Origin of the sequence: Lentzea sp. NPDC004782 (assembly GCF_040609115.1) — a bacterium.
Lineage (GTDB): Bacteria > Actinomycetota > Actinomycetes > Mycobacteriales > Pseudonocardiaceae > Lentzea.
This window is the reverse complement of record NZ_JBEXJN010000006.1, coordinates 47,876-70,477: the sequence shown is the minus strand read 5'-3', so window position 1 is coordinate 70,477 and position 22,602 is coordinate 47,876. Positions and strand designations below refer to the sequence as shown.

Annotated in this window: 24 protein-coding genes and 1 tRNA gene; 17 read left to right on the top strand and 8 right to left on the bottom strand. The window is 68.0% G+C overall.

Annotated elements, in window-relative coordinates:
• The first annotated feature begins 365 nt into the window (after positions 1-365).
• Entirely contained in the window at positions 366-701 is a 336-nt protein-coding gene (locus tag ABZV40_RS07780; protein ID WP_355437279.1) for a hypothetical protein, read from the top strand.
• The gene (locus ABZV40_RS07775; RefSeq protein ID WP_355437277.1) at positions 698-1,858 is read left to right on the top strand and encodes a hypothetical protein; all 1,161 of its coding nucleotides are present in this window, start codon (positions 698-700) and stop codon (positions 1,856-1,858) included. The genes ABZV40_RS07780 and ABZV40_RS07775 overlap by 4 nt, the downstream gene beginning before the upstream one ends.
• Here ABZV40_RS07775 and ABZV40_RS07770 read toward each other — a convergent pair.
• Together ABZV40_RS07770 and ABZV40_RS07765 are read right to left on the bottom strand one after the other, a co-directional pair.
• A complete protein-coding gene (locus ABZV40_RS07770; RefSeq protein ID WP_355437275.1) occupies positions 1,839-2,204 on the bottom strand; it encodes a hypothetical protein in 366 nt (121 codons plus the stop codon). The two genes, ABZV40_RS07775 and ABZV40_RS07770, sit on opposite strands and share 20 nt — an antisense overlap.
• A gap of 7 nt (positions 2,205-2,211) precedes the next feature.
• Positions 2,212-4,812, bottom strand: coding sequence for an SEC-C domain-containing protein (locus ABZV40_RS07765; protein ID WP_355437273.1), 2,601 nt, complete (start codon positions 4,810-4,812; stop codon positions 2,212-2,214).
• Between the two features lie 65 nt (positions 4,813-4,877).
• Here ABZV40_RS07765 and ABZV40_RS07760 point away from each other — a divergent pair, with 65 nt between their 5' ends.
• The 9 genes from ABZV40_RS07760 to ABZV40_RS07720 all read left to right on the top strand — a co-directional run bounded on the left by ABZV40_RS07760 (position 4,878) and on the right by ABZV40_RS07720 (position 13,253).
• Complete coding sequence (locus ABZV40_RS07760) at positions 4,878-5,348, top strand: UPF0158 family protein (RefSeq protein ID WP_355437271.1); 471 nt, start codon at positions 4,878-4,880, stop codon at positions 5,346-5,348.
• A 323-nt stretch (positions 5,349-5,671) separates the two neighbouring features.
• Positions 5,672-6,658, top strand: coding sequence for a tyrosine-type recombinase/integrase (locus ABZV40_RS07755; RefSeq protein WP_355437269.1), 987 nt, complete (start codon positions 5,672-5,674; stop codon positions 6,656-6,658).
• A 1,190-nt stretch (positions 6,659-7,848) separates the two neighbouring features.
• A complete protein-coding gene (locus tag ABZV40_RS07750; protein ID WP_355437267.1) occupies positions 7,849-8,043 on the top strand; it encodes a ferredoxin in 195 nt (64 codons plus the stop codon).
• Complete coding sequence (locus ABZV40_RS07745; protein WP_355437265.1) at positions 8,040-9,242, top strand: FAD-dependent oxidoreductase; 1,203 nt, start codon at positions 8,040-8,042, stop codon at positions 9,240-9,242. Before ABZV40_RS07750 ends, ABZV40_RS07745 begins: the two co-directional genes overlap by 4 nt.
• Entirely contained in the window at positions 9,239-10,084 is an 846-nt protein-coding gene (locus ABZV40_RS07740; RefSeq protein WP_355437263.1) for an NAD(P)-dependent oxidoreductase, read from the top strand. Before ABZV40_RS07745 ends, ABZV40_RS07740 begins: the two co-directional genes overlap by 4 nt.
• Positions 10,081-10,470, top strand: coding sequence for a carboxymuconolactone decarboxylase family protein (locus ABZV40_RS07735; protein ID WP_355437261.1), 390 nt, complete (start codon positions 10,081-10,083; stop codon positions 10,468-10,470). Before ABZV40_RS07740 ends, ABZV40_RS07735 begins: the two co-directional genes overlap by 4 nt.
• Positions 10,467-11,690 carry a cytochrome P450 gene (locus tag ABZV40_RS07730; protein WP_355437259.1) on the top strand — a complete coding sequence of 408 codons (1,224 nt, stop codon included), beginning with the start codon at positions 10,467-10,469 and terminating at the stop codon, positions 11,688-11,690. Before ABZV40_RS07735 ends, ABZV40_RS07730 begins: the two co-directional genes overlap by 4 nt.
• A 116-nt stretch (positions 11,691-11,806) precedes the next feature.
• Entirely contained in the window at positions 11,807-12,502 is a 696-nt protein-coding gene (locus ABZV40_RS07725; protein ID WP_355437257.1) for a TetR/AcrR family transcriptional regulator, read from the top strand.
• 97 nt (positions 12,503-12,599) lie between these two features.
• Positions 12,600-13,253 (top strand): TetR-like C-terminal domain-containing protein, encoded by a 654-nt coding sequence (locus ABZV40_RS07720; protein ID WP_355437255.1) that lies wholly within the window; start codon positions 12,600-12,602, stop codon positions 13,251-13,253.
• Here the strand turns inward: ABZV40_RS07720 and ABZV40_RS07715 are convergent.
• On the bottom strand, positions 13,250-14,053 hold the full coding sequence (locus ABZV40_RS07715) for an SDR family NAD(P)-dependent oxidoreductase (protein WP_355437253.1): 804 nt from the start codon (positions 14,051-14,053) through the stop codon (positions 13,250-13,252). The genes ABZV40_RS07720 and ABZV40_RS07715 overlap by 4 nt on opposite strands.
• 126 nt (positions 14,054-14,179) lie before the next feature.
• Here ABZV40_RS07715 and ABZV40_RS07710 point away from each other — a divergent pair, with 126 nt between their 5' ends.
• The 5 genes from ABZV40_RS07710 to ABZV40_RS07690 are packed head-to-tail and all read left to right on the top strand — an operon-like array spanning position 14,180 to position 17,017.
• Entirely contained in the window at positions 14,180-14,374 is a 195-nt protein-coding gene (locus ABZV40_RS07710; RefSeq protein ID WP_355437251.1) for a ferredoxin, read from the top strand.
• Positions 14,375-14,386: 12 nt separating this feature from the next.
• Complete coding sequence (locus tag ABZV40_RS07705) at positions 14,387-15,592, top strand: cytochrome P450 (protein ID WP_355437249.1); 1,206 nt, start codon at positions 14,387-14,389, stop codon at positions 15,590-15,592.
• Complete coding sequence (locus ABZV40_RS07700; protein ID WP_355437247.1) at positions 15,589-16,389, top strand: SDR family NAD(P)-dependent oxidoreductase; 801 nt, start codon at positions 15,589-15,591, stop codon at positions 16,387-16,389. Before ABZV40_RS07705 ends, ABZV40_RS07700 begins: the two co-directional genes overlap by 4 nt.
• A 15-nt stretch (positions 16,390-16,404) precedes the next feature.
• Positions 16,405-16,770 (top strand): carboxymuconolactone decarboxylase family protein, encoded by a 366-nt coding sequence (locus tag ABZV40_RS07695; protein WP_355437245.1) that lies wholly within the window; start codon positions 16,405-16,407, stop codon positions 16,768-16,770.
• Between the two features lie 19 nt (positions 16,771-16,789).
• Positions 16,790-17,017: a hypothetical protein gene (locus tag ABZV40_RS07690; protein WP_355437243.1), complete on the top strand. Its 228-nt coding sequence runs from the start codon at positions 16,790-16,792 to the stop codon at positions 17,015-17,017.
• Between the two features lie 70 nt (positions 17,018-17,087).
• On the opposite strand, the gene ABZV40_RS07685 is transcribed toward ABZV40_RS07690, so the two are convergent.
• The gene (locus ABZV40_RS07685) at positions 17,088-17,738 is read right to left on the bottom strand and encodes a TetR/AcrR family transcriptional regulator (protein WP_355437241.1); all 651 of its coding nucleotides are present in this window, start codon (positions 17,736-17,738) and stop codon (positions 17,088-17,090) included.
• Between the two features lie 440 nt (positions 17,739-18,178).
• Positions 18,179-18,251, bottom strand: a tRNA-Ala gene (locus tag ABZV40_RS07680).
• Positions 18,252-18,374: 123 nt separating this feature from the next.
• On the opposite strand from ABZV40_RS07680, the gene ABZV40_RS07675 reads away from it, so the two are divergent.
• Positions 18,375-19,613: a phenylacetate--CoA ligase gene (locus ABZV40_RS07675; protein WP_355437240.1), complete on the top strand. Its 1,239-nt coding sequence runs from the start codon at positions 18,375-18,377 to the stop codon at positions 19,611-19,613.
• On the opposite strand, the gene ABZV40_RS07670 is transcribed toward ABZV40_RS07675, so the two are convergent.
• The 3 genes from ABZV40_RS07670 to ABZV40_RS07660 are packed head-to-tail and all read right to left on the bottom strand — an operon-like array spanning position 19,606 to position 22,581.
• On the bottom strand, positions 19,606-20,388 hold the full coding sequence (locus ABZV40_RS07670) for a thioredoxin domain-containing protein (RefSeq protein WP_355437238.1): 783 nt from the start codon (positions 20,386-20,388) through the stop codon (positions 19,606-19,608). The genes ABZV40_RS07675 and ABZV40_RS07670 overlap by 8 nt on opposite strands.
• Positions 20,389-20,434: 46 nt before the next feature.
• Entirely contained in the window at positions 20,435-21,721 is a 1,287-nt protein-coding gene (locus tag ABZV40_RS07665; RefSeq protein WP_355437236.1) for an MFS transporter, read from the bottom strand.
• 50 nt (positions 21,722-21,771) lie between these two features.
• Positions 21,772-22,581, bottom strand: coding sequence for a GNAT family N-acetyltransferase (locus ABZV40_RS07660; protein WP_355437235.1), 810 nt, complete (start codon positions 22,579-22,581; stop codon positions 21,772-21,774).
• Between the last annotated feature and the right edge of the window lie 21 nt (positions 22,582-22,602).

The window sequence follows — 22,602 nt, the reverse complement described above, 5'->3', positions numbered from 1 at the left end:
AACCCCAGAACAGCAAGAAACCCGCCTGACCAGCGGAAACCGCTCGATCAGACGGGCTCTCAATTCAAGTGGAGCTGAGGGGACTCGAACCCCTGACCCTCACACTGCCAGCGTGAGCCGGGGCAAGCCTTCACCTGCGGCGATTACGAAACCGCTGGTCATCACGGATCTGTTCACCGTCGTTGAATGCAGTCTAACGCCGTTCAGACCATATGAACTCTCCAGATTTCTCCAGACCGATCCAGTGTGAGATTTCACCAGGGGGTGCTCTCATCACGCAGCCGACGCTCCAGAGCAGCCGCCCCGCACCGGCTACGGAGGCGTCCCGCTAATCTCGCGGATCGGCGATCGAGTGGGGAGAACTCGTGAAGGCACCGACCGGGCGATGGCGGATCGTGGACATGACGAACTGGGACTCCGACGACGTCGACCTGGTCGAGCCGGGGTTCATCAAGTTCGCGAAGGACAGGACCGGTGAATTCGGCTTCATCGCCGTCCGCGGCTGGATGGACTGCCGGTGGTCCGAACGCGACGGCCGCCCCTTCGTCGAGTTCAGCTGGGAAGGACACGACGAGGGCGACCAGGTCAGCGGGCGCGGCTGGGCGGCGCTGGCCGACGACGGTTCGCTTGCCGGGCACCTGTTCTTCCACCTGGGTGACGACTCGGGATTCCAGGCGAAGCCGTACGGGAGCGTGCGTTGAGCGAGTACCAGTACTACGAGTTCGTCGCGATCGACCGGCCCCTCGACGCACAGGAACAGGCCGAGGTGGGCGCGCTGTCCACCCGCGCGGAGATCACCGCCACCAGGTTCGTCAACGAATACCACTGGGGCGATTTCCGCGGCGACCCCAACCAGCTGATGGAGCGCTACTACGACGCACATCTCTACTTCGCCAACTGGGGCACACGGCGAATCATGCTCCGCCTGCCCCGCAACCTGCTCGACCTGGACGTGGCCGGGCAGTACTGCGTCAGCGACCAGGTCACGGCCTGGACTGCCGGCCAGCACCTCGTCCTCAGCCTGACCAACGACGACGAATCCGGCGACTGGAACTACGAACCGCAGGCCTCACTGTCGTCCATCATCGGCATCCGCGACGAACTCGCCACCGGTGACCACCGTGCGCTCTACCTGGCTTGGCTGGCCGACTACGGCGTCTGGGAACACGACGAAGACGCCTTCGACCAGGACGAGGACGACGAACTCGAACCACCTGTGCCGCCTGGCCTGCGCACGCTCACCGCGCCACAACACGAGCTGGCCGAGTTCCTCCGCATCGACAGGGACCTGCTCGCGGCAGCCGCCGAAGCAAGCCCGCCTCTCGACGTTCCCGCCGACGACCCCGAAAAGCTCGCGGCCTGGTTGACGCAACTGCCCACCGACGAGAAGGACCGGCTACTGCTGCAAGTCGCCCAGGGACACGCTGCGACTGTGCGAATGGAGATACTGCGCGGATTCCGCGACATCATGGCGCCGTCTGTCCCTTCACCCGGCCGCCGCACCGTGGCCGATCTCCTGGACAGCGCTCGGCTCAGGCGTGACGACCGGCAGCGCCAGGAAGCCGCGCAACGCGCCGAGAAGGAAGCCCGCCGCGAACACGCCCGAGCCCTCGCCCGCCAGAAACGACTGGACGACCTGTCCCACGACGAAGAAGCCGCCTGGGCCAAGGTCGAAGCACTGATCGCCACCCGCAAGCCCACCGAGTACGACGCCGCTGTGGCCTTGCTCAGCGATCTCCAGGCGCTGGCCGAACGCGACGACCGGTTCGACACCTTCACCTTGCGCAGCATGGCGTTGCGTGACGCGCACGCACGCAAACCCAGCCTCATCGACCGCCTCAACCGTGCCAGGCTGTGAACTGACCGTCGTCGAGCTCGTCCTCCCAACAGCCGAACGGTGCTCCGCCTGCGGTGTAGCCCACGACGAACATCCTTCGGCCATCCACCCAGACCCAGTCCGGGTCGTCGGGTTCGTCGACAGGTCGGCGTTCCTCACGTGGTACCGGGGGCGGTCGCCGCGACCACTGCGACGCAGTGGCCGGGAGCGGAAAGCCGATCGCGGTGAGTTCCTCGTACGCCGTGTAGCGGTCGACGCCGTACCACTTGGCGTACGTTTTCACGGTGACCCGCGCGCCGGAACGGGCCCAGACCCGTGCGGAGTCCAGCCGGGCCGGCTTGCGCAGGCGGTGCCGACGTGGCTGCACCACCTTGTCAGCCCAGGCCGAGAGCGGCACGCAGGCGGTCTGGGCTCATGAGACCAGGTTGGTCAGGGTGGCTGGGGAAGGAGTCCAGTAGCCGGATCAAGTCGTCACGCCGGGTGGGATCGGCGGCGGCCTGCCGGGGCGTGTGTCCGGCCAGGGCGGGGATGGGCTCGTCCAGCCACTTCCGCTCGTAGTCGCGGATGAACTGATCAAGCACAGCCGCTGCCCTGGGATCAACCGGGTCCCCGCCGGAGTGGCTCCTGGACGTGAGAGCCGCCGCTTCGCGGGTGTCGCGCGCGGGTTGGCGGGACTCCTCGACGACCGTGAGCGTCGGATCGAGCTTCCGCAGTGTGTCCAGCACCCGATCGAGCCGGGCCTCGCTGTTGGTGTGCACGGTCAGATCAGCCCCGTCGAGGCTCAGGGTCGCGCGGACAGGCCCGTCCGTGACGCTTTCGATCCACTGTGGAGTGTGCGCGTCGGCACGGCGTGCGTAGGTCTCGTCCAGTTCGGCGACCAACGCGGCCGGATCACCGGTCCGCAGGGTGACTTCGCACAGCACCAACGGGTCGCCTTCGGTGTTGCGCAGTGCTGGCGGCGCGAACCGCCGGGTGAGGAAGGAGACCAGATCGATCGGGTCGGGCTCGGCGTCCAGCAGCGAGATGAGTTCGTCGCGCTCGTGCAGCTCGACAGGTTCGATGCCGCCGAAGATCTGCATCGTGTCGCCGGCGGGCACGATCCGAGCACAGAACAGCGCACCCACCTTCAGCTGACGACTGGCGGTGCGCTCCCGGACCTGGTGCACGTCGCCGGTACGCACGTCTCGCACCGTCAAGCTCTCGCCGCGGTGGACCTGTTCGACCTCGAACACCGAGCGATCGACGAGCAGCCACTGCTCGGCCAGCAGCCGCTCGTCCTCCGGCAGCAACACACCCCGAACAGACACGAACTCCGCGAACCCACCGCCCTCGAACAGCACCGCGTCAGTGACCAACGGGTCCTCCAGCGCATCAAGCAGACCGTAAGGACTGTCGCTGAACGCCGCCCGCTCTCGCGCGACATCCGCCATCTCGACTCGCCAGGGACCGTCCGCCAGGAACAAGCCCGCCTTCCGGTACAGCCACCCAGCGCGCTCGTCCAACGGGAGCTGCTCACGGTGAAGGTGGCACTTCTTGTACTTGCGACCGGAACCACACCAGCACGGATCGTTGCGGCCGACGTCCGACCGGGGCTCAGCCTCGAACTGCTCAAGCAACCCGACCAGCGGATGGTCCGACGAAACCCCGGCGCGGCGCAGCAGATCAAGCGCTCTGGTCGCATCACCGCGATCGCCGGCGTAGCGAGCGAGGGCGCTCAAGGCCAGTGGCCACTGTGGATCCAGCGACTCCGCGGCCTCGTAGTCAGCCTCGGCCGCGGCAACGTCACCCAGCCGCTCGTGGGCTTTGCCACGCAGCCACCGCAACGCCGGCCGAGCAGTGCGCGGCGCCAGCGGCTCGAGCGTCTCGGCGAACAATCCCAGCGCCGCCGCGCCGTCACGACCAGTTCCGATCGTCTCGGTCAGGACCGCCGCGGCCACGACGGGTTCGGCCAGCATCGGCAGCACTGATCGGACCACAGCGCCCGGACCGGTGCCGGAAGACTCCGGCTGGCCAGTCAGCTCGGTGGCGAACGTGGTCAACGCGGCGTCACCGCCACCCTCGTACGCATCCGACGCCGCGGCGTGCAAGTCGGCAACGCGCTCGTACAGCGCCACGATCGTCAGTACCGCGACCGCCTCGTCGTCATCCAGATCGTGCCGCGCGGCGATCGCCTCAAGCCGCGCGTTCGCGCGCCATCGCCGGAAGTCGAACCCCGGCGGGGCCAGCCACTCACCGTCGCACACCAGCCCGCACGCCTCGAGCACCTCCCCGAGCGGAGGCAGCGGCTCGGTGAACAACGTGGGATCGTCCGCGCACGCCGTCCAGACCGCCGCATCCAGCAACACGGGTTCGTCTGATTGTGCTGCCAGCACCTGCGACAGCCGATGCCCAACGGCGACCAGCCCATCCGTCGGCACCGCCTCGTCCGGCGCGGCCTCCAGCCGCAGCCCCTCCCCCGTGACCCGCACCGCGATCATGTCGCCCTCGTTCAGCCCCTTACCCGCCAGATAGCCGACCGGCAGCAACAGAGCGCCGAGATCATCCACAGCCTCTGGCGGCACGCCGCGCGCCTCCAGCGCGTCGTCGTCGAGCCCCGGCAGCACCCCTACCACCGGCGAGCCGTCAACCAGCTGCTGATAGCTCACGTGCTCGGTCAGCATGTCAACCGGACACAGGTCCAGGCTGGACTCGAGAAAGTCGTGCTCGATCTCCAGCGCGCTCAACCGGCGCGTGAACACCCGGCCGGTCAGCAGAGCCGGCAACGACACCCACCGCTCGTCGGTGAGCACCGCCAGCACCCCGGAACCGTCGTCCAGCGCCTCCGCCAGCACCTCGTCCGCGTCGGCTCCCAGCACCACACCACGGTCGTTCAGGACGGAAACAAGCTGCCCCTCCGTCATCGGCCCGTGCTCGGCCAGCACACCCGCGATGACGTCGACCAGCGTCGAACCCGTGGGAAGAAAGGAGTCGGCCACGGCCGAACACAGTACTCACCCCAGCAGACCGGGCAGATCTCGCCAGGGCCGCTACCGTGGTCCGAATGCTGGAACTCAGCCGACTTGACCTGGATGAGATCGCACAAGCGCTGTCGGACCAGACCGACTACGAACACCGCTGGCTGATCAACCCGGACACCGGGGAAGTACTGCTCTGGACCTCCGACCTGGGCATCGATGGCAAAACACTTGTCGACCTCGACGACCTGGACGAAATCTGCATCGACCCACTGCCCTCGTACATCTGGTACCAGGACATGGCCGACTTCGCCGAACTCGTCAGCGACGAACGCACCCAGCGGCGACTCATGCGGGCGATCGATGGAAAAGGCGCCTTCCGCAGGTTCAAAGTCGAGCTGCACGAGGAGTACCCGGAACTACTGCCGACCTGGTACGCCTTCCGCGACACCCGAGCTCGCCACCGCGCTGTCCAGTGGCTCGCCGACAACTCGCTCATCGACAACGACACCGCCACCCAGTACATCGCCGAACACCCCGCTCCAGACGTTCCATAGACAGCCGAGTTGTTCCGCGCCCTCAACCCGGTCGACTTGCGTTCATGACCGCACAAGCGCACACCAGACCAGACCAGCAACTCTCCCCACACTGGAGCCTGTCATGGCCTGGACAGAACAAATGGGTCCGCAATCCTGGCGAGTCCGCTACCCCACCGGAGACGGACACACCGCCTCCATCTCGGGATTCACCACCAAGCAAGCCGCCGACAACTACGCCGACGACATCGAGAGTGACCAGCGCCGCAACACCTGGCTCGACCCGAGCCGAGGCAAGACCACCGTCGCCGAATGGACCGCCACCTGGTTCGCCGCCCTCGATCTTGACCCACGCACCGTCGACAACTACCGCAGCATCCTGCGCTGCCACATCCTCCTCCGCTGGGGGCGGCACCCCACTCGCCGCCATCACCGCACTCGGCGTCACCAAATGGATCAACAACCTCCACCGGCTCGACTACGCACCCACCACCGTCGCCAGCATCGTCAAACTGCTGGCGATGATGCTCACCGACGCCGCCGACGAACGCCTCATCCCCGACAACCCCATCCGCAGGCGACGCCGCCGCGGAGGCCGCGCCCGCCGCATCGAACGCGAAAAGATCTGGGCCACCCCAGAAGAAGTCCTCCGCATCGCCAACCAAGCCACCCTGCTCGACGGCGAAGGCGCCGGACTACTGATCATCACCGCGGCCTGGACCGGCTGCCGCTGGGGCGAGCTCACCAGACTACACCGGGACAACCTCAACCTCGACGCCGGCACCCTCACCATCGACCCGCTCATCGGTGCCCTACACGAAAGCACCCACGAAAGGTGGCTCGGCCCGCCCAAGACCGCCGCCTCCGCCCGCACCATCACATTGCCGCCGTTCCTCATCGGTCTGCTGCGCTCCTACCTGCAACGGCACACCAGCGACTACGTGTTCACCACACAGAGCGGAACCTGGCTGTGGCGCAGCACCTTCATCCGCCGCGTACTCGGCCCGGCCGTCAACGGCAACCGTGATCACCCCGGTGCCCACGTCCACACTCAGCCCATCCGGCCAGGACTGACGTTCCACGGACTACGGCACAGCCACAAGACCTGGCTCATCGCCGGCGGTGCACCCGAAATCGCCCAGGCCCGCCGACTCGGACACCACCTGCACAACCGCGTCGTCGAGGTCTACTCCCACGTCGCGCCCCAAGTCGAACAACGGCTTCTCAACGACCTGCAACGCCAATGGACCACCGCATCGGCCATTGTTCGAATGCACCCCACCGCACCGGAACCCGTACCGCGCCGATTCATCGGAACCTCTGCGGCATAACGAATTCACTGCCCCTCACACCGTTGGCATGAGGGACACCGCAACCACCGAGGCCACACCACCGCGAGACGATCATGCTGGAGAATCTTTCTCCAACTCTCCTCCACAGGGTCAACACACCCGCGACAGGAAGCGATCAAGACCAGAACACAAAGAACCCGCCTGACCAGCGGAAACCGCTCGATCAGACGGGCTCTCAATTCAAGTGGACCTTGGGGGAACTTACTACAACACAAACCCCCACGTAGAAGCCCTAGAGACGCTGCTCCAGAAGCTACCCGACCCCGCAACGCCCGCTCCGCCGCCTGCTGACCGGCCAAAACCAGGTCGGGCTCGGCAACTGGACGTCGCCCGGACCCAAACGCTGATCCGGGATTATCTGGCGGGTGCCACGACCTATGAGCTGGGTTCCCAGTTCGGTATTGATCGGCGAACGGTCAGCAACATCCTCCGCAGGAATGGCGTGCAGATGCGCCGACGTGGCCTGTCCTCTGACCAAGTCGATGACGCCATCCACCTTTACCGCCTTGGTTGGTCACTGGCGCGGGTCGGCGAGCACCTGAACGTAGACCACACCACCGTCTTGACCAAGTTGCGGGAGCGCGGCGTCCCCACCCGCGACTCGCACGGGCGACCCCGATCTTGAACGGTGGTCAGCTGCCGCGCCGTCGTCCTTCATCGACGTCGCGGCGGCGCCGGGGTCACGCGCCAGCTGGCCGTCGGTGCGTCCCAGCCGCGACGATTGGTGAACGGGAGGTAGTCGCAGCCTTGGTCGACCACAACCACCACCTCATCCGCGACGGCCAGATCTTGTTGTCCGACAGGGTTTCTCCCGCATCCCGGTCAAACAACTCACCGCGCAGAGATGCCTGAACCGGCTACGACCGGGCGGCAAAGACGAGACCTGCCGCAACGGCAACCTCGGCGGAGCGCCCCTTGGATCGAATCGCCATGGTCATGGCTTACAGGTCGCAGGAGGGAAACCCGCGGTCGCCCAGCAGCAGCACGTCCAGGCCGAATCGCGAGCTGGCGGGTCTGCACGCCTCTCGGCAGCCTCAGTCGCAGCGAAGCAGACGTCGTTGTTGTGTGGCGCATCACACCTGCCCTGGTGTTCGCCCGTTCGATCCAGAGCTAGGCTCGCCGTTAAGTGAACTTAGTTAGGCTAACGCTGGAGAGGTTGGGGAATCACCGTGCACGTCACCATCGACGAAGAGGAATGCTGCGCGGCGGGTCAGTGTGTGCTGGCCGCGCCGGAGGTCTTCGATCAGCGGGACGAGGACGGCATCGTCGTCCTGCTCGACGCCGAACCGGACGAGAGCCGGTACGCCATGGTGCGGGACGCCGCGGCGGTGTGCCCCGCGTTGGCTATCGTGGTGCACGAATGACCGGGGTGGTCGTCGTCGGCGCTTCGGCGGCGGGACTGTCGGTGGCGGAGACGTTGCGGCGGCAGGGTTTCGACGGCCGGATCACGCTGATCGGTGATGAGCCGGAGCTGCCGTACGACCGGCCGCCGCTGTCCAAGGAGATCCTGTCCGGCCGGTGGCCGGACGAGCGGGTGTGGTTGCGGGACGAGGCCGCGATCGCCGGTCTGGAACTGGATCTCCGTCTCGGGGTGCGGGCCGACGGGGTCGATCCGGCCGCGAAGACCGTCACGCTCGCTGACGGGGTCATGGTGAGTTATGAGAATCTCGTGATCGCGACCGGGGTGCGGCCGCGGTGGCTGCCCGGTACCGAAGGTGTGCCCGGTGTACATGTCCTGCGCACGCTGGCCGATGCCCGGGCCCTCAAGGTCCTGCTCGCGCGGCAGCCGCGGCTGGTGATCGTCGGCGCCGGATTCCTCGGCGCCGAGGTCGCCTCGGTCGCGCGCACGGCGGGCGCGCAGGTCACGCTGGTCTCCGATCTGGAAGCTCCGCTGGCTGATGTCCTCGGCCGCGATCTCGGCGCGCTGTTGATCGGCGCGCACCGGGAGCACGGTGTCGAGGTCGTCACCGGGGTGCTGGTCGAGCAAGTGTTGACCGCCGGCGGGCGCGCCGCCGGAGTGCGGCTGGCCGACGGCCGGACCATCGAGGCGGACGCGGTGCTCGTGTCGATCGGCTCGGTGCCGAACGTGGAGTGGCTGGCGGGCAGCGGCATCGAGTTCGGCAACGGTGTGCTCTGCGACGAGTTCTGCCAGGCGGGTCCCGGCGTGTGGGCGGCTGGCGACGTCGCCTCGTGGCGGCATCCGGCCCTGGGGACGCGGCTGCGGATCGAGCACCGCACCAATGCGGCCGAGCAGGGGATGGCCGTCGCCCGCAACATCCTCGCCGGCGGTGATCCGGTGCCGTTCGCGCCGGTGCCCTACATCTGGTCCGACCAGTACGACTTGAAGGTCCAGATCTACGGGCTGCCCCGGGGCGCCGACCGGTTCGCGCTGACCGAGGGAAGCGTGGACGAGCGCAGCCTCGTCGGCCTCTATGGCAAGGACGACCGGGTGTGCGCGGCCGTCGGCATCAACAAGATCCGGGCCGTCCGGGCGGCTCGCGCGCTCGTCGCGGCACCGACCTCCTGGGACGCGGCTTTCCGCAGGGAAGGAACGACAGTATGAGCGAGCAACGAGCCGGCGTCATCGGGCTGGGCATGATCGGCGGCGGGGTGGCGGTCAGCCTCGCCCGCCGCGGCCGGGTGCCGGTGGTCTACGACATCCGCCCGGACGCGGCCGACCACCTGGCCGGGGTCCCGGCGCCGGTGGCGTCGCCGGCGGAGGTGGCGCGCGCCAGCGACGTCGTCCTGGTCGCCGTGGTGGACGCGGACCAGGCCAGGACGGTGCTCTCCGGCGAGCAGGGCTTGCTCTCCGGTGCGCGCCCCGGCTTGGTCGTAGTGCTGCTGTCCACGGTCGCGGTGCCGGTGGTCCGCGAGCTGGCCGAAACCTGCGCCCGGGCCGGCGTGGAGCTGTTGGATTGCGGTGTGACGCCGGGTGACAAGGCGGCGGAGAACGGCCTGGTGGCCATCCTCGGCGGCGCGGAGTCCACAGTGGAACGCGCGATGCCGGTCCTGGCGGACTTCGCCAAGTGCGTGGTCCACTGCGGACCGCTCGGCGCCGGGATGGCGACCAAGATCGCGCGCAACGTGATCACCTACGGCACCTGGCGCGCCGTCCACGAAGCCAGCACGCTCGCCGAGGCCGCGGGAGTGGACCCGGCGAAGCTGCTCACCGTCATCGACGCGGCGGACCCGGAAGGCGCAACCCTGCTGTCGTGGCAGCGCATGCGGCTGGCGGGGAAGCCGGAGACACGCGCGCTGGTGTCCCAGGTGGAACGGTTGCTGGACAAGGACCTCGCGGCCGCGCAGGACCTGGCCGGCCGCGTCGGGGTTGCGGTGCCCCTGGTCGACGTGGCCCGAAAACACGGCAAGGAAACACTGGAAATCCGGGTACGGGAGGACGCATGACCACAGTGGACACCGGGAGCAGGCGGCGGGGCCTGAAGGTGATGGACGAGGTGTACGGCACCGGCTTCACCGACACCTTGCCCAGCGAGTACACGCCGATGCTCGAAAAGACCGTCGAGCACCTCTTCGGTGAGATCTGGAACCGGCCCGGGTTGTCCATCCGCGACCGCCGGCTCCTGGTCATCGGCGCCACCGCGGCCCTGGGCCGGGCAGACCTGATCGAAATCCAGGTCCGCGGCGCGCTCGCGAACCGCGAGCTGTCCGCGGAGGAGCTCCGCGAAGCCGTGCTCCAGCTGCAGTACTACGTCGGCTGGGGCAACGGCAGCCAGGTCCACAACGGAGTGGAAGTCGCGCTGCGCACGTACGAGAAGGAGGACAAGCGATGACCGTGGACCTGCCCGCGATGCCCGTCCAGCGGCAACGGCTGCTCGACCCGCCCCTGGAGTACCACCAGCTGCAGGAGGAACAACCCATCGTCCGCGTCCGATTCCCCAGCGGACGGGTCGGCTGGCTGGTCACCCGGTTCGACGAGGGCAGCCAGGTGTTCTCCGACCCCCGGATGAGCGCCCGGCGTCCACGGCACGACGTACCCGAGGAAGAGGGCCACGACGCGGAGTCGAACGAGCCGGCCGAGGCGGTCAACCCGACCTTCGTGATGATGGACGAGCCCGACCACGGTGCCTACCGTCGGCTGCTCACCGGCCGGTTCACGCCGAAAGCCGTCCAGCAGAAGCTCCAGCCCTACATCGACCGGATCGTCACCGAGCACCTCGACGCCATGGAGAAGGCCGGCGCCCACGGACCGGTCGACCTCGTCGAACACCTCTCGTTGCCGATCCCGTGCCTGGTGATCTGCGAGCTGCTCGGCGTGCCCTACACCGACCGCGACCAGTTCCACCACGCCACCGAAGTGATGATGGACATGAGCAAAACCCGGGCGGAGCGCGCCGGCGGGGGCCGGTGGCTGCAGCAGTACATCACCACCCTGGTCGCCGCCAAGCGCGACGACCCGGACTCCGCCGGCCTGCTCGCCGAACTCGTCCGCACCAGCCAAGAGGACGGCTCGGTCCTCACCGACACCGACCTCGTCGACATCGGCGTGCTGCTGCTGTTCGCCGGGCACGACACCACGATGGCGATGATCGGCCTCTCGGCGCTGACGCTGCTCACCCACCCCGAACAGCGGCAGTACCTGACCGAGCACCCCGACCGCGTCGGCCCGGCGGTCGAGGAACTGCTGCGCTACCTGACGATCGTCCAGTTCGGACTCGGCCGGGTCGCCAAGGAGGACCTGGAGATCGGCGGCCGGCCCATCGCCAAGGGCGACCTGGTGGTGGTCGCGATGCCGGCCGCCAACCGCGATCCGCGCACGTTCGACAATCCCGACGTGCCCGACTTCGACCGCAAGATGACCCGGCACCTGGCCTTCGGCTACGGCGTGCACCAGTGCCTCGGTCAGAACGTGGCCCGGGCGGAGCTGAAGACCATCCTGCCGCGGCTGTTCGAACGGTTCCCCGGCCTCCGGCTGGCCACCCCGCCGGAGGAGGTCGAGATGGACACCTACGGCACCAATTACGGCGTCCGCAAGATGCTGGTCACCTGGTGACACCCAGGTCCCGTGGCCGCGGCGTGGCGGCTGCGGGACCTGCCACGTCCGTCCGTTCGGAGAGCGCACCGGCTATCGTGAAACGTCAGTGCAGGCAGATGTGAGGTGAGGTACCGGTGGACGGCGTCGGCAGGCGGCGGAGCCGCCGGGGTGAAGGAGAGCAGCTGCGGGCGGACGTGCTGGCCGCCGTCAACCGGCTGCTCGACGAGTGGGGCAGCGACGAAAAGCTGACCATGCGTGCGGTCGCCAAGGAAGTCGGCGTCGCCGCGCCGAGTATCTACCTGCACTTCTCCGACAAGTCCGAACTGGTCTGGGCCGCTCTGGCGGACAAGTACGAGCAGCTGGCCCAGCAGATGCGGCAAGCCGATCTGACCGCGGCCGCGCCCGGTGCCCGTGAGCGGCTGCGCGCACAGGTACACGCCTACTGCGACTTCGCCCGGACGAACGCAGGCCACTACCGGTTGATGTACGAGATCCGGCAGCCACCGGTCGAGATCTCGAAGGCGGGCAGGCACCCGGCCCGGCTGGTGTCCCGCACCCTGCGCCAAGCGCTGGCCCGCTGCGCCGACGAGGGCTATCCCCTGACCCAACCACTGCACCAGGCGGCCAACACACTGTGGACAGGGCTGCACGGACTGGTCTCGATCCAGCACAGCCTCGCCATCGAATCACCCCCGGCCATCCTGAAGGGAATGGCCGACGGACTGGTCGACATCCTCGTCAGCACGCAGCGCGGCGACGGGCCACCGTACCCGCCCCAGACCGAAGTGGACAGATTCGTCGCCACGATCATCGACGATTCCGCACTCTGACGTCGAGGGCGGCGCCCGGCGTGGTCGTGGCGTCATGGGGCAGCAGACCGGTTCCGTCTCCGCCGGAGACCTCACCTGATGCGGTTAGGCTGGCGCAATGGGCACGACTGCGGATCAATCGGCATCGGTCGCCCGGCGGGAGCGCAATCCTCGTGGCCAGGGTGACCGGCTGCGCGATGACGTGATCGCGGCGTTGGCGCGCATCGTTTCCGATGACGAACGAATGCGACCGGTATCGGTATCGCTGCGCGAACTCGCCTGGGAAGCCGGTGTGACCGCGCCGGCGATCTATGCGCATTTCGCCAGTGTCAGCGAGGTCGCCTGGGCCGCGGCCCAGGCCGGGTTCGCCCAGCTGGTCGCGGCGATGGACATGGCCGACGAGCAAGCCGCCGACCGATCGGCGGCCGACCGGCTGATCGCCCAGGCCCACGCCTACTGCCGGTTCGCGGTCGAGCAACGTGGCCACTTCCGCCTGATGTTCGCAGTGGAGCCCGCCGTGATCGGGGCGCGACTGGAGGACGCCGCGCCGCCGGTGCGCGAGGTGCTCCAGCGGTGGCAGCGGGCGGCGGCGCGGCTGGGAGAGGACGGCGTGACCATGACCGACACCGCCACGGCGGCGATGTACCTGTGGAGCGCCGTGCACGGACGGCTGGCGCTCACCCCGTTGCTCACCTTCGCCGGAGAACCAGGCGATGTCCACCAGTTCGTCGAGCAGGTCGTGCACGAGATCATCCGTGTCCGGCATCGCTAGGCCGGGTTGACGCGGTCGGCCTGGCCGGCGATGAAGGCGTTCCAGTCGGTGGCACGCCCGACCAGCACGTCCCGGACCTGCGGGTGGGTGTAGAGCATGAAGGTGTCGGCCAGGATCGCCTCGGCGACCTGCTCTCCCACCGTTTCCGGTTCCAGCAGGGCGAACTGGTCACCGGGGCCGCGGGTTTCGATGTCGGGCCCGAAACTGCGCAGTGTCGAGAGCACGTTGGTCTTGACCGGACCGGGGCACAGCACGGTGACGCCGATGCCCTGCGGGTGCAGGTAGAGGCGCAGCCCTTCGGAGATCTGCACGATCGCGGCCTTGGTCGCGGCATAGGGCAGCCGGTCATAGGCGTAAGTGAACAACCCGGCGAAAGACGCGGTGTTGACGATGTGGCCGTGGCCCTGCTCGATCAGCAGCGGCAGGAACACCGCGTTGCTGCGAACCACGGACATCAGGTTGACAGTGATGATCCGTTGCCATTCGGCGACCGGCAGGAACTCGGGCCGGCCGCGGGTGAGCACGCCCACGTTGTTCATCACCACATCGACGCGCCCGAAGCGGTCCAGCGCGAACCGCCGCAGCTCGTCGAACGCGGCGTCCTCGCCTACGTCGCATCGCACCCCAGCGGCCTGACCGCCGGCGCCGGTGATCTCGGCAACGACGGCGTCAGCCGTCTCGGCATTGACGTCGGCAACCACGATGCACGCGCCGCGCCGGGCGAGGGACCGGGCGGTGGCCCGACCGATCCCACTTCCTCCTCCGGTGACAATCGCGACCTTTTCCCGCAACGAATCCATGTTTCCCGTCCTTCCTGGCCGGCCGTGACTGTCCGCCACGCGACCAGCCACACGAGGGTCGCTTGCGACACTATCTAAACAGCTGTAAATTTAGCAATGTTTAGTCATCCGATAGGAGGTTCGCCCGTGAAGGTGACCATCGACGAGGCCAAATGCTGCGGGGCCGGCCAGTGTGTGCTCGTCGCGCCCGCGGTGTTCGACCAGCGGGAGGACGACGGGGTGGTGATCCTGCTCGACGCGGAACCACCCGCCGCCGAACACGGCAACGTCCGCGAGGCCGCGACGGTGTGCCCCGCGGCCGTCATCTCGATCCAGGAGTAGGGAGAGCATCCAGTGACCCAGGCAACCGAAGCCGCCGCGGCATCACTGCCGGCGCCTCGCCAGTGCCCCTATGCCCCGCCGGCTTTCTACGCCGAGACCCGCGAGTCCGGCCGTCCCCGGCGCGGCACCATCTGGGACGGCAGCAATCCGTGGCTGGTCGCCACCCACGACCAGGTCAAGCAGGTGCTCGGCGATCCCCGGATCGGCGCCGACGTGACCGACCCCGCCTTCCCCAACACCGACGCCGCTCAGCCTCACCTCCAGGGGGACATCTTCTTCCGCAAGGACGGCGAGGAGCACCTGCCGATCCGCCGCCTCCTCAACCCCGACTTCACCGTCAAGCAGGTCGAACGGTGGCGCCCCCGCATCGAGCAACTGGTGGACGAGGCCATCGACGACCTGCTCACGCTGCCCCGCCCGCTGGATCTGGTGCGGCACTTCGCGTTGCGGATCCCGACCGAGGCCATCTGCGAACTGCTCGGCGTGGACCTGGCCGACAGCCCTGTTCTGACCGACAGCGTCCTGGCGATCACCGACATGCACGCCGCCACCGAGGAGAAGGTCGCTGCGATCGGCCGGCTCAACGAGCTGCTCGCCCGGTGCGCCCGGCAGAAACAGGAGCAGCCCGACGAGCGCCTGCTCAGCCGACTGGTGAACCAGCACGTGCCCAGCGGTGAACTGACCTTCGACGAGGTCGTCCGGCTGGGTGTGCTGGTGATCGGCGCCGGGCACGAGACCACCTCGAACATGCTCGGCCTGTCCGTGCTGGCCCTCCTGCAGCACGCCGACCAACGCAAGAAGCTCCTGTCCGACCCGGGCGACTACGCGGCGACCTGCGCCGAGGAGATGCTGCGGTACTGGAGCATCGTGCAGACCGAACCCCGCCGGTTCGCCCGGGAGGACGTCGAGATCGGCGGGCAGCTGATCAACGCAGGTGAGGGCATCATCTGCTCGCTCGGCGCGGCCAACCGCGACCCCGCTGTGTTCACCGCTCCCGAGGAACTGGACGTCACCCGGCCCGGTCGCCAGCACCTCGCGTTCGGGCACGGCGTGCACCAGTGCCTCGGGCAGAACCTCGCCCGCATCGAACTCCAGGCCGCGCTGCCGCGCCTGTTCCAGCGGGTGCCGGAGCTACGGCTGGCGGTGCCGGAAGACCAGTTGCGGTTCCGGGATACACACATCGTGTACGGCCTCTACGAACTGCCGGTCACCTGGTGAGCGGGAAGCTGGCCGGGCGGGTCGCGATCGTCGTCGGTGGCGGCCAGACCGAGGGCGAGACCATCGGCAACGGCCGCGCCGCCTGCCTGACCTACGCTCGCGAAGGCGCCGGCGTCCTGGTAGTCGACCGGGACCCGGCCGCCGCCGAGCAAACCGTGACGCTGGTGCGCGAGCAGGACGGGCAGGCCCACCCGCTCCAGGCGGACATCACCTCCGAGACGGACTGTCGCGGCATTCCCGAGGCCGCGCTGGCCGCGTTCGGGCGCATCGACATCCTGCACAACAACGTCGGCATCGTCCCGGGGGGACCGACCGAACAGCTGACCGCCCGGCAGTGGCGCACCGGTTTCGAGGTCAACCTCACCGGGATGTGGTTGACCTGCAAGTACGTCCTGCCCCACCTGCGTGCGCAGGGGAGCGGGACGGTGATCAACATTTCCTCGATGGCCGGGCTGATGGCCGGCGGCGAGGCGATCGCCTACGTCACCTCCAAGGCCGCGGTCAACTCGATGACCCGCTCCCTCGCGCTGCAGTACGCGCCACACGGCGTCCGCGTCAACGCCATCGCGCCGGGCATGATGGATACCCCGATGGGCGTGGACCACCTCGCCCGCACCATCGGCGCGTCCCGCGACGAGATAGCCGCGCAGCGGGCCGCAGCTGTCCCGATGGGCCACCAGGGCACCAGCTGGGATGTCGCGAACGCGGCCCTGTTCCTGGCATCCGACGACGCGGCCTACATCACCGGTGTCGTACTGCCGATCGACGGTGGCTACACCCTGCAAACCGGTTCATGACGAAAGGTGTCCACAATGGACGATCGTGACAAGGGTATCAACGTTGTCCGGGAGATGATCCCGGCCATCACTGCCGATCTGGAGAATGGCTTTCCCGAGGGCGCATTCGGCCGCGAGCTACCGGAACTGGCGCTGGTGAACGTGTTCGGCCGGCTGTGGTCGCGCGACGGCCTCGACCGGCGCTCACGCAGCCTGGTGACACTGGGCATCCTGATCGCGCTCGGCTCGACCGATGAGCTGAAGATCCACTTCCAGATCGCCCTCACCAACGGGATCACCCGGGAAGAACTCGAAGAAGTCATCTACCACGCGACCGGCTACGCGGGCTTCCCCGCGGCCAACGTGGCGTACAAGATCGCCACCGAGGCACTCGGCCAGTGAGCCGGCAGCCTGGAGGGAAATGACGGCCGCGGGGCAGACCGCCGTGGCTTCGCGGACGCTTGCGTGCTCGGAGCCGGGTGGCTCGGCGTCGAACTGGATCACCACGCCGTCGTTCTCGCGCTGGTCGAAGACTGCGGATGCTGCGGAGCACGCCCTGGCCTGCTCCGCAGCATTTGGCTTCGTCGATGGTCACCTTCATCGTCATTCGTCATTTATTTCCAAACAAATGGAAATTGCACACGTGTAATTAGTGAGACAAGGTGTCACGAGGTCGACGTCATCCTCGGACAGTGTTGCGGCACCGTCGCAGGTGCGGACTATCGGCGGGCGACTCGGAGGATCTCGCCGACGACCTGCTCGACGAATTGGCGGATATCGCTCATCTCCGGGACCGAAGCGAGCAGTGGGCTCAGGGCCAGTCGGCCGTGCACGGCGCTCCACAGGTACATCGCCGCGCCGGCGGGGTCGGTCATGGCCACGCCGTCGTCCCGCAGCTGTGCCGCGGCCCGTCGCCATCGTGCCAGCACCTCGCGCACCACCAGCCTGGTGTCCACGGTCACCCCGAACATCACGGGCTCCACCGCGAACATCAACCGGAAATGACCACGATGCTCGGCGGCGAACCGGCAGTAGGCGTGGGCCTGGGCGATCAACCGGTCGGCCGCGGGGCTGTCGGCGGCCTGCACGTCAGCTTCGTCCATCGCCGCCACCAGCCGGGTGAACCCGTCCTGGGCCGCGGCCCAGGCGACCTCGCCGACCGTGGCGAAGTGGGGATAGATCGCCGGTGCGGTCACCCCGGCCTCCCGCGCGAGTTCACGCAGCGACACCGACACCGGCCGCACCCGCTCGTCATCGGAGACGATGCGGGCCAATGCCGCGATCACGTCGTCTCGCAGTCGGTCGCCCTGCCCGCGCGGATTGCGCTCCCGGCGGGCGCCCGGGGCCGGTTGGTCTGCGGTCGTCCCCATTGCGCCACTGTAGCCCGGATCGTCGCACGTGCCCGCCGGCATCCCCGGCGGGTGGCTCGAACGCAACAACGCCGAATCACCGGGCAACCTCCCACGACTGCCAGAATCGTGGCCGGACCGCTACCAGCGACTTGCTGCCAGTCACGGCACAGAAATCCCGCCGTACGTCGCAGCGGTGGCCACTGCGCTCCAGCTATGGCGCACCATCTTCCCCCGCGAGTAGGCACATAACAGCCATCGCTCGAGCCAAGAACACCGTGCGAACCCTTGGGCGGCGGCAACCTCTGACCTAAACAACGCCAACCCGCAGGCAAGACACCTTAGGGGAATTACAACCCGAAAAGAGCCCCTGGCCAGCAAACCCTCTCGCTCAAATCAGGAGCGAGAGGGTTGCTCCGTGTACGAATCCGCAGGCCAGAGCATGAAAATCGAACTTTCGGTGGAGCTGAGGGGACTCGAACCCCTGACCCTCACACTGCCAGTGTGATGCGCTACCAGCTGCGCCACAGCCCCTTGAAGGTCCACGTTCCCGGTAGGTTTCCCTTCCGTTCTCGTGTGGCAATACCGTACATCACCCCTGCCACAAGATAAAAATCGGGGGTACCCAAAGCGCATTCGGCCTGGTAGGACCGGGTGATGACCGCCGGAGCGCCGTTCGACCCCGAGATCGAGTGCATGGACCCCGAGGCCCGCCGCGAGCTGCAGGAACAGCGTCTGCAGGGGCTGGTGGACCGGCTTCTCGCCACGGACAACTTCCAGGGGAACAGGATCCGGGAAGTTGGAGTGATGCGCGGCACAGACGTGCGGCTCGACGAGATCCACTTGCTGCCGACGATCACCAAGCAGGACCTGTGGGATCACTACCCGTTCGGGCTGCGGATCGCGGAGCAGGAGGACATCGTCTGCGTGCACGGGTCGTCGGGCACGGGTGGTCGGCCGACGCTCATCCCTTACACGGCGCACGATGTCGAGGTGTGGGCCGAGGTCATGGCCAGGGCGCTCGCGGGGGCCGGGGCCACGCGGCGGTCGATCATTCACAACGCTTACGGCTACGGGCTTTTCACCGGCGGGCTCGGGGTGCATCACGGCGGAACGAGGCTGAAGGCCACGGTGGTTCCCGTGTCGGGCGGGATGACGGAGCGCCAGATCAGGCTCATCGAGGACCTGAGGCCGGACGTGCTCTGCTGCACGCCGTCGTACGCGCTGAGGCTTGCGGACGACCTCAAGAACACGAGCATCAAGGTGGGGATCTTCGGGGCCGAGCCGTGGACTGAGGAGATGCGGCAGGAGATCCAGCAACGGCTTGGCATCAGGGCGTTGGACATCTACGGGCTGTCCGAGGTGATCGGGCCCGGTGTGGCGTGTGAGTCCCTTGACTCGGAAGGGCTTCTCAACATCGCCGAAGACCACTTCTATCCCGAGACGGTGGACGGCGAACTCGTCTTCACCACGCTCACCAAGACCGGCATGCCGCTGCTGCGGTACCGGACGGGGGACTTGGCGACGCTGCACGGGCCGGCAGGGCAGCGGACGCTCAGGAGGATGAGCAAGCTCAAGGGGCGCAAGGACGACATGCTCGTCATCCGCGGTGTCAACGTGTTCCCGACGGAGATCGAGGCGGTGGTGCTGGAGCACGCGAGCCCGCACTACCTGATCGTCGAGGACCGGCGCACGACCACGGCGCAGCTGCACGTGGCGGTCGAGTCCACTCAGGACGTCCGAACAGCACTGACGAACCGGCTCAGGGAACGGCTGGGCATCACGTGCCGGGTTCACGTGCTGGAGCCGGGAAAGCTGCCGCGCACGGAGGTGGGCAAAGCACAACGCCTGGCCCGGTGGACCCAGGGCCAGGCGCCGATCGACGGTCTCACTTAGTCAGGTCAGCGAGCCAGTTCTTGTTGTCCAGGTCGACGAGCTTGCCGTTGGCGGCGACGCTGGGGGTGCCGCGGAAGCGGCCAGTCTCCGGGTCCTTCAGGACGGGGTCGTTGCTGGTCTTCGTCATCAGGTCGTCCAGCTGCGACTTGTAGGTCTGGTTCTGCACGCACGACTCGAACGAGGCGGACGTGACGCCGACGTCCTTGCCCAGCTTGATGAGCTGGTCCTTGGTGTAGCCCGCTTTGCCCTCTTCCGGCTGTTTGGCGAACAGCGCCGCGTGGAAGGCGTTGAACTTGCCCGCGTCGGCCACGCACAGACCGGCGTTGGCCGAGTCCGCCGAGTAGCCGGGCGGGTTCGAGCGGCTGCTCAGCATCGGCAGGATGTGGTAGCGGATCTTGGCCTTGCCGTCGTCCACGGCCTGCTTGATGGTGGCGCCGTAGGTCTTCTCGAACGTGCCGCAGATCGGGCAGAGGAAGTCCTCGTACACGTCCACGGTGACCGTCGCGGAGTCCTTGCCGACGAGCACGGTGTTGCCGTCGCGGACCGCGGGGGCCGAGATCGTGTGGTCGGCCGGGGCGAGCGGGATCGCCTCGGTGCCCGACGTCGACGGCTTCATCTGCTGGAACACGACGTAACCGATGACGGCGATGGCCAGCACGGCGACCACCGCGATGCCGGCGATCACCTTGGTTCGGTCAGAGCCCGACGACCGGGCCTGGGCCACCGCACGCGCGGCCTGCTTCCTCTTCCGCGCACTGCGCTCTGCACCACCCACGGCGACGAGGGTAGCGAGCCAAGCTAAAAAGAAGCTGAGTGGGCGATCACGCTTCCGGGTGGCGTGGCTTGCCGCCCACGCGTTCGCCCGTTGGGATCTCCGCACTCTCGTCCAAGCAGCCGCACTCCGGTGCCACTGCCACGGCCGTGTGCTCCTCCTCGTGTGTGGGCAGCGTCTCGGGCGCCACGAGCCAGAAGCCCAGGGACAGCAGCAGCGCAGCACCGGTGATCGCGAACGACGCTTCGAAGCCCAAGGTGTCGGCCAGCAGACCGGCGCACATCGGGCCGATGATCGCGCCGAGGTCGGTCACCATCTGGAAGCCCGCCAGCACCGGGCCGCCCTTGCCGCGGGCGCCGATGACGTCGGCCACCACGGCGTTCTGCGGCGGGTTCAGCAGGCCCGCACCCATGCCCGCGACCAGCGACGCGGCCATGAACGTCCACACGTCACCGGTGAAGCCCATCCAGACGGTGGCGAGGCCGCTCACGACGAGGCCCGCCACGGCGACCGGCTTGCGACCGCGGGTGTCGGCGATCTTGCCCGACAGGAACAGCATCGCGGCGTTGCCGGCGGCGAACACGGACATCGAGATGCCGGCGACGGCCGGGCTGTGCTTCAACGCCTCGATGACGAACACCGGCACCAACGAGATCCGCACGCCGAACACGGCCCAGCCGTTCGCGAAGCCGGACGCCAGCGCCGCCCGGTAGGTCGGGTGCCGCACCGCCTCACGCATCGACATGGGCGTGTCGGTGCTGGTCTTGTCCAGCGCCGCGAGCGTCGACCGCCGCAGGAAGAACCAGACCACGAACGCCGCGAGGCACAGCATCACGCCGTAGGACACGAACGGCACCCACAGGCCGAGCGGCACCAGGCCGGCGCCGACGATCGGTCCGCAGACGTTGCCGACCAGGAAGCCCGCCGCCCACAGCCCGGACGCCCGCCCGCGCATCGGCGCCGGCGTGATCCGGATCAGCAGCCCCAGCGCCGCGACGGTGAACATCGTCGATCCGACGCCCGCCAGCGCACGCCACGTCAGCATCTCCGGGTAGCTCGACGAGAAGCCGGACAACGCGGTGCCGAAGGCCACGATCAGGATGCCGACGATGTAGACGCGGGGCTCGCCGAACTTGTTCACGAGCCGACCGCTCATGGGCGCGAACGCCAGCCGCACGAACGCGAAGGTGCTGATCAGGGCCGCGACCGCGGTGTGACCGACGCCGAACGACGACGCGTACACCGGCAGCACCGGCGCCACGATCCCGAACCCGATGGCGATGATGAAACTCGCCGCGACCAGAACCCACACCTCGACTGGCAACCGCTCGCGCACACAGCCTCCCTTAGCCCTGCTAAGGATATGTCACGCGGCAACTAAGTAACTCAGTCGAGCAGCTCATCAACTCTGCGTACATATGCCGTCACGGGATATGCGGCGACGAACCCGCACGCCTCCGCGAACCGCTCCCCCGGCCCTTCGTCCACCTGCGAAGCGACCAACGCCGCACCGGCAGAACGCAGCGCCGCAGCAGCAGACACCACCAACGACCGCCCAACGCCCCGACGCCGCCGCGCCGGACGCACGACGCACTGCTCGACCAGCCCCACCCCGCGCTCGGCGAACCCCGACGCGAATCCGCCGATGCGGTCGCCGTCGTCCATCACCAGCAGCAAACACCGCGGGTCGTCCAGCCGATGCCCGAGCCACCGCGCGAGCCGCGCCCGGTTGCCGACCAGTTCGTCCGACAGCAGCTCGACGATGCCCTCGACATCCGCGTCGACAGCCCGCCGGACACCATCCGAAACGATGGCAGGCCCCCGGTGCACCACGGTCAACAGCTCCTCGACCGCGTACCAGCCGGAGTCGTCAGCGATGCCCTCGATCTCGTCCACGGTCGTCGGCGACGCGTACACCACGGCTTCGGCGCGCCCCACGTCCGCGAACGTCTGCTCCAGCTGCAGCAAGGTCGACGCGACCTCGACCGACGACCCGTCCAGCGCGCAGCCGAAGTTCCCGGAGGGCAGCGGGTTCTCGCGGTTGATCACCACCGCCGCGCACCCGACCCGGCCGACCTTGCCGTACCGGACCGCGCCGGACGCCAGCCGCGCTCCTTCCACCAGGATCGCGAGCGACCGCGACTGGTACGGGTCCAGCAGCTCCGGGTCGTCCGGGTCGCGCAACGGGTCAACCATGCCTTCACCCTGACACACTCT

Bases quoted from the DNA above. Each gene is read 5' to 3' on its own strand.
- ABZV40_RS07760 (WP_355437271.1), top strand. From the start codon at position 4,878: ATGCTGGAACTCAGCCGACTTGACCTGGATGAGATCGCACAAGCGCTG.
- ABZV40_RS07745 (WP_355437265.1), top strand. From the start codon at position 8,040: ATGACCGGGGTGGTCGTCGTCGGCGCTTCGGCGGCGGGACTGTCGGTG.
- ABZV40_RS07740 (WP_355437263.1), top strand. From the start codon at position 9,239: ATGAGCGAGCAACGAGCCGGCGTCATCGGGCTGGGCATGATCGGCGGC.
- ABZV40_RS07735 (WP_355437261.1), top strand. From the start codon at position 10,081: ATGACCACAGTGGACACCGGGAGCAGGCGGCGGGGCCTGAAGGTGATG.
- ABZV40_RS07730 (WP_355437259.1), top strand. From the start codon at position 10,467: ATGACCGTGGACCTGCCCGCGATGCCCGTCCAGCGGCAACGGCTGCTC.
- ABZV40_RS07720 (WP_355437255.1), top strand. From the start codon at position 12,600: ATGGGCACGACTGCGGATCAATCGGCATCGGTCGCCCGGCGGGAGCGC.
- ABZV40_RS07715 (WP_355437253.1), bottom strand. From the start codon at position 14,053: ATGGATTCGTTGCGGGAAAAGGTCGCGATTGTCACCGGAGGAGGAAGT.
- ABZV40_RS07695 (WP_355437245.1), top strand. From the start codon at position 16,405: ATGGACGATCGTGACAAGGGTATCAACGTTGTCCGGGAGATGATCCCG.
- ABZV40_RS07690 (WP_355437243.1), top strand. From the start codon at position 16,790: ATGACGGCCGCGGGGCAGACCGCCGTGGCTTCGCGGACGCTTGCGTGC.
- ABZV40_RS07685 (WP_355437241.1), bottom strand. From the start codon at position 17,738: ATGGGGACGACCGCAGACCAACCGGCCCCGGGCGCCCGCCGGGAGCGC.
- ABZV40_RS07675 (WP_355437240.1), top strand. From the start codon at position 18,375: ATGACCGCCGGAGCGCCGTTCGACCCCGAGATCGAGTGCATGGACCCC.
- ABZV40_RS07660 (WP_355437235.1), bottom strand. From the start codon at position 22,581: ATGGTTGACCCGTTGCGCGACCCGGACGACCCGGAGCTGCTGGACCCG.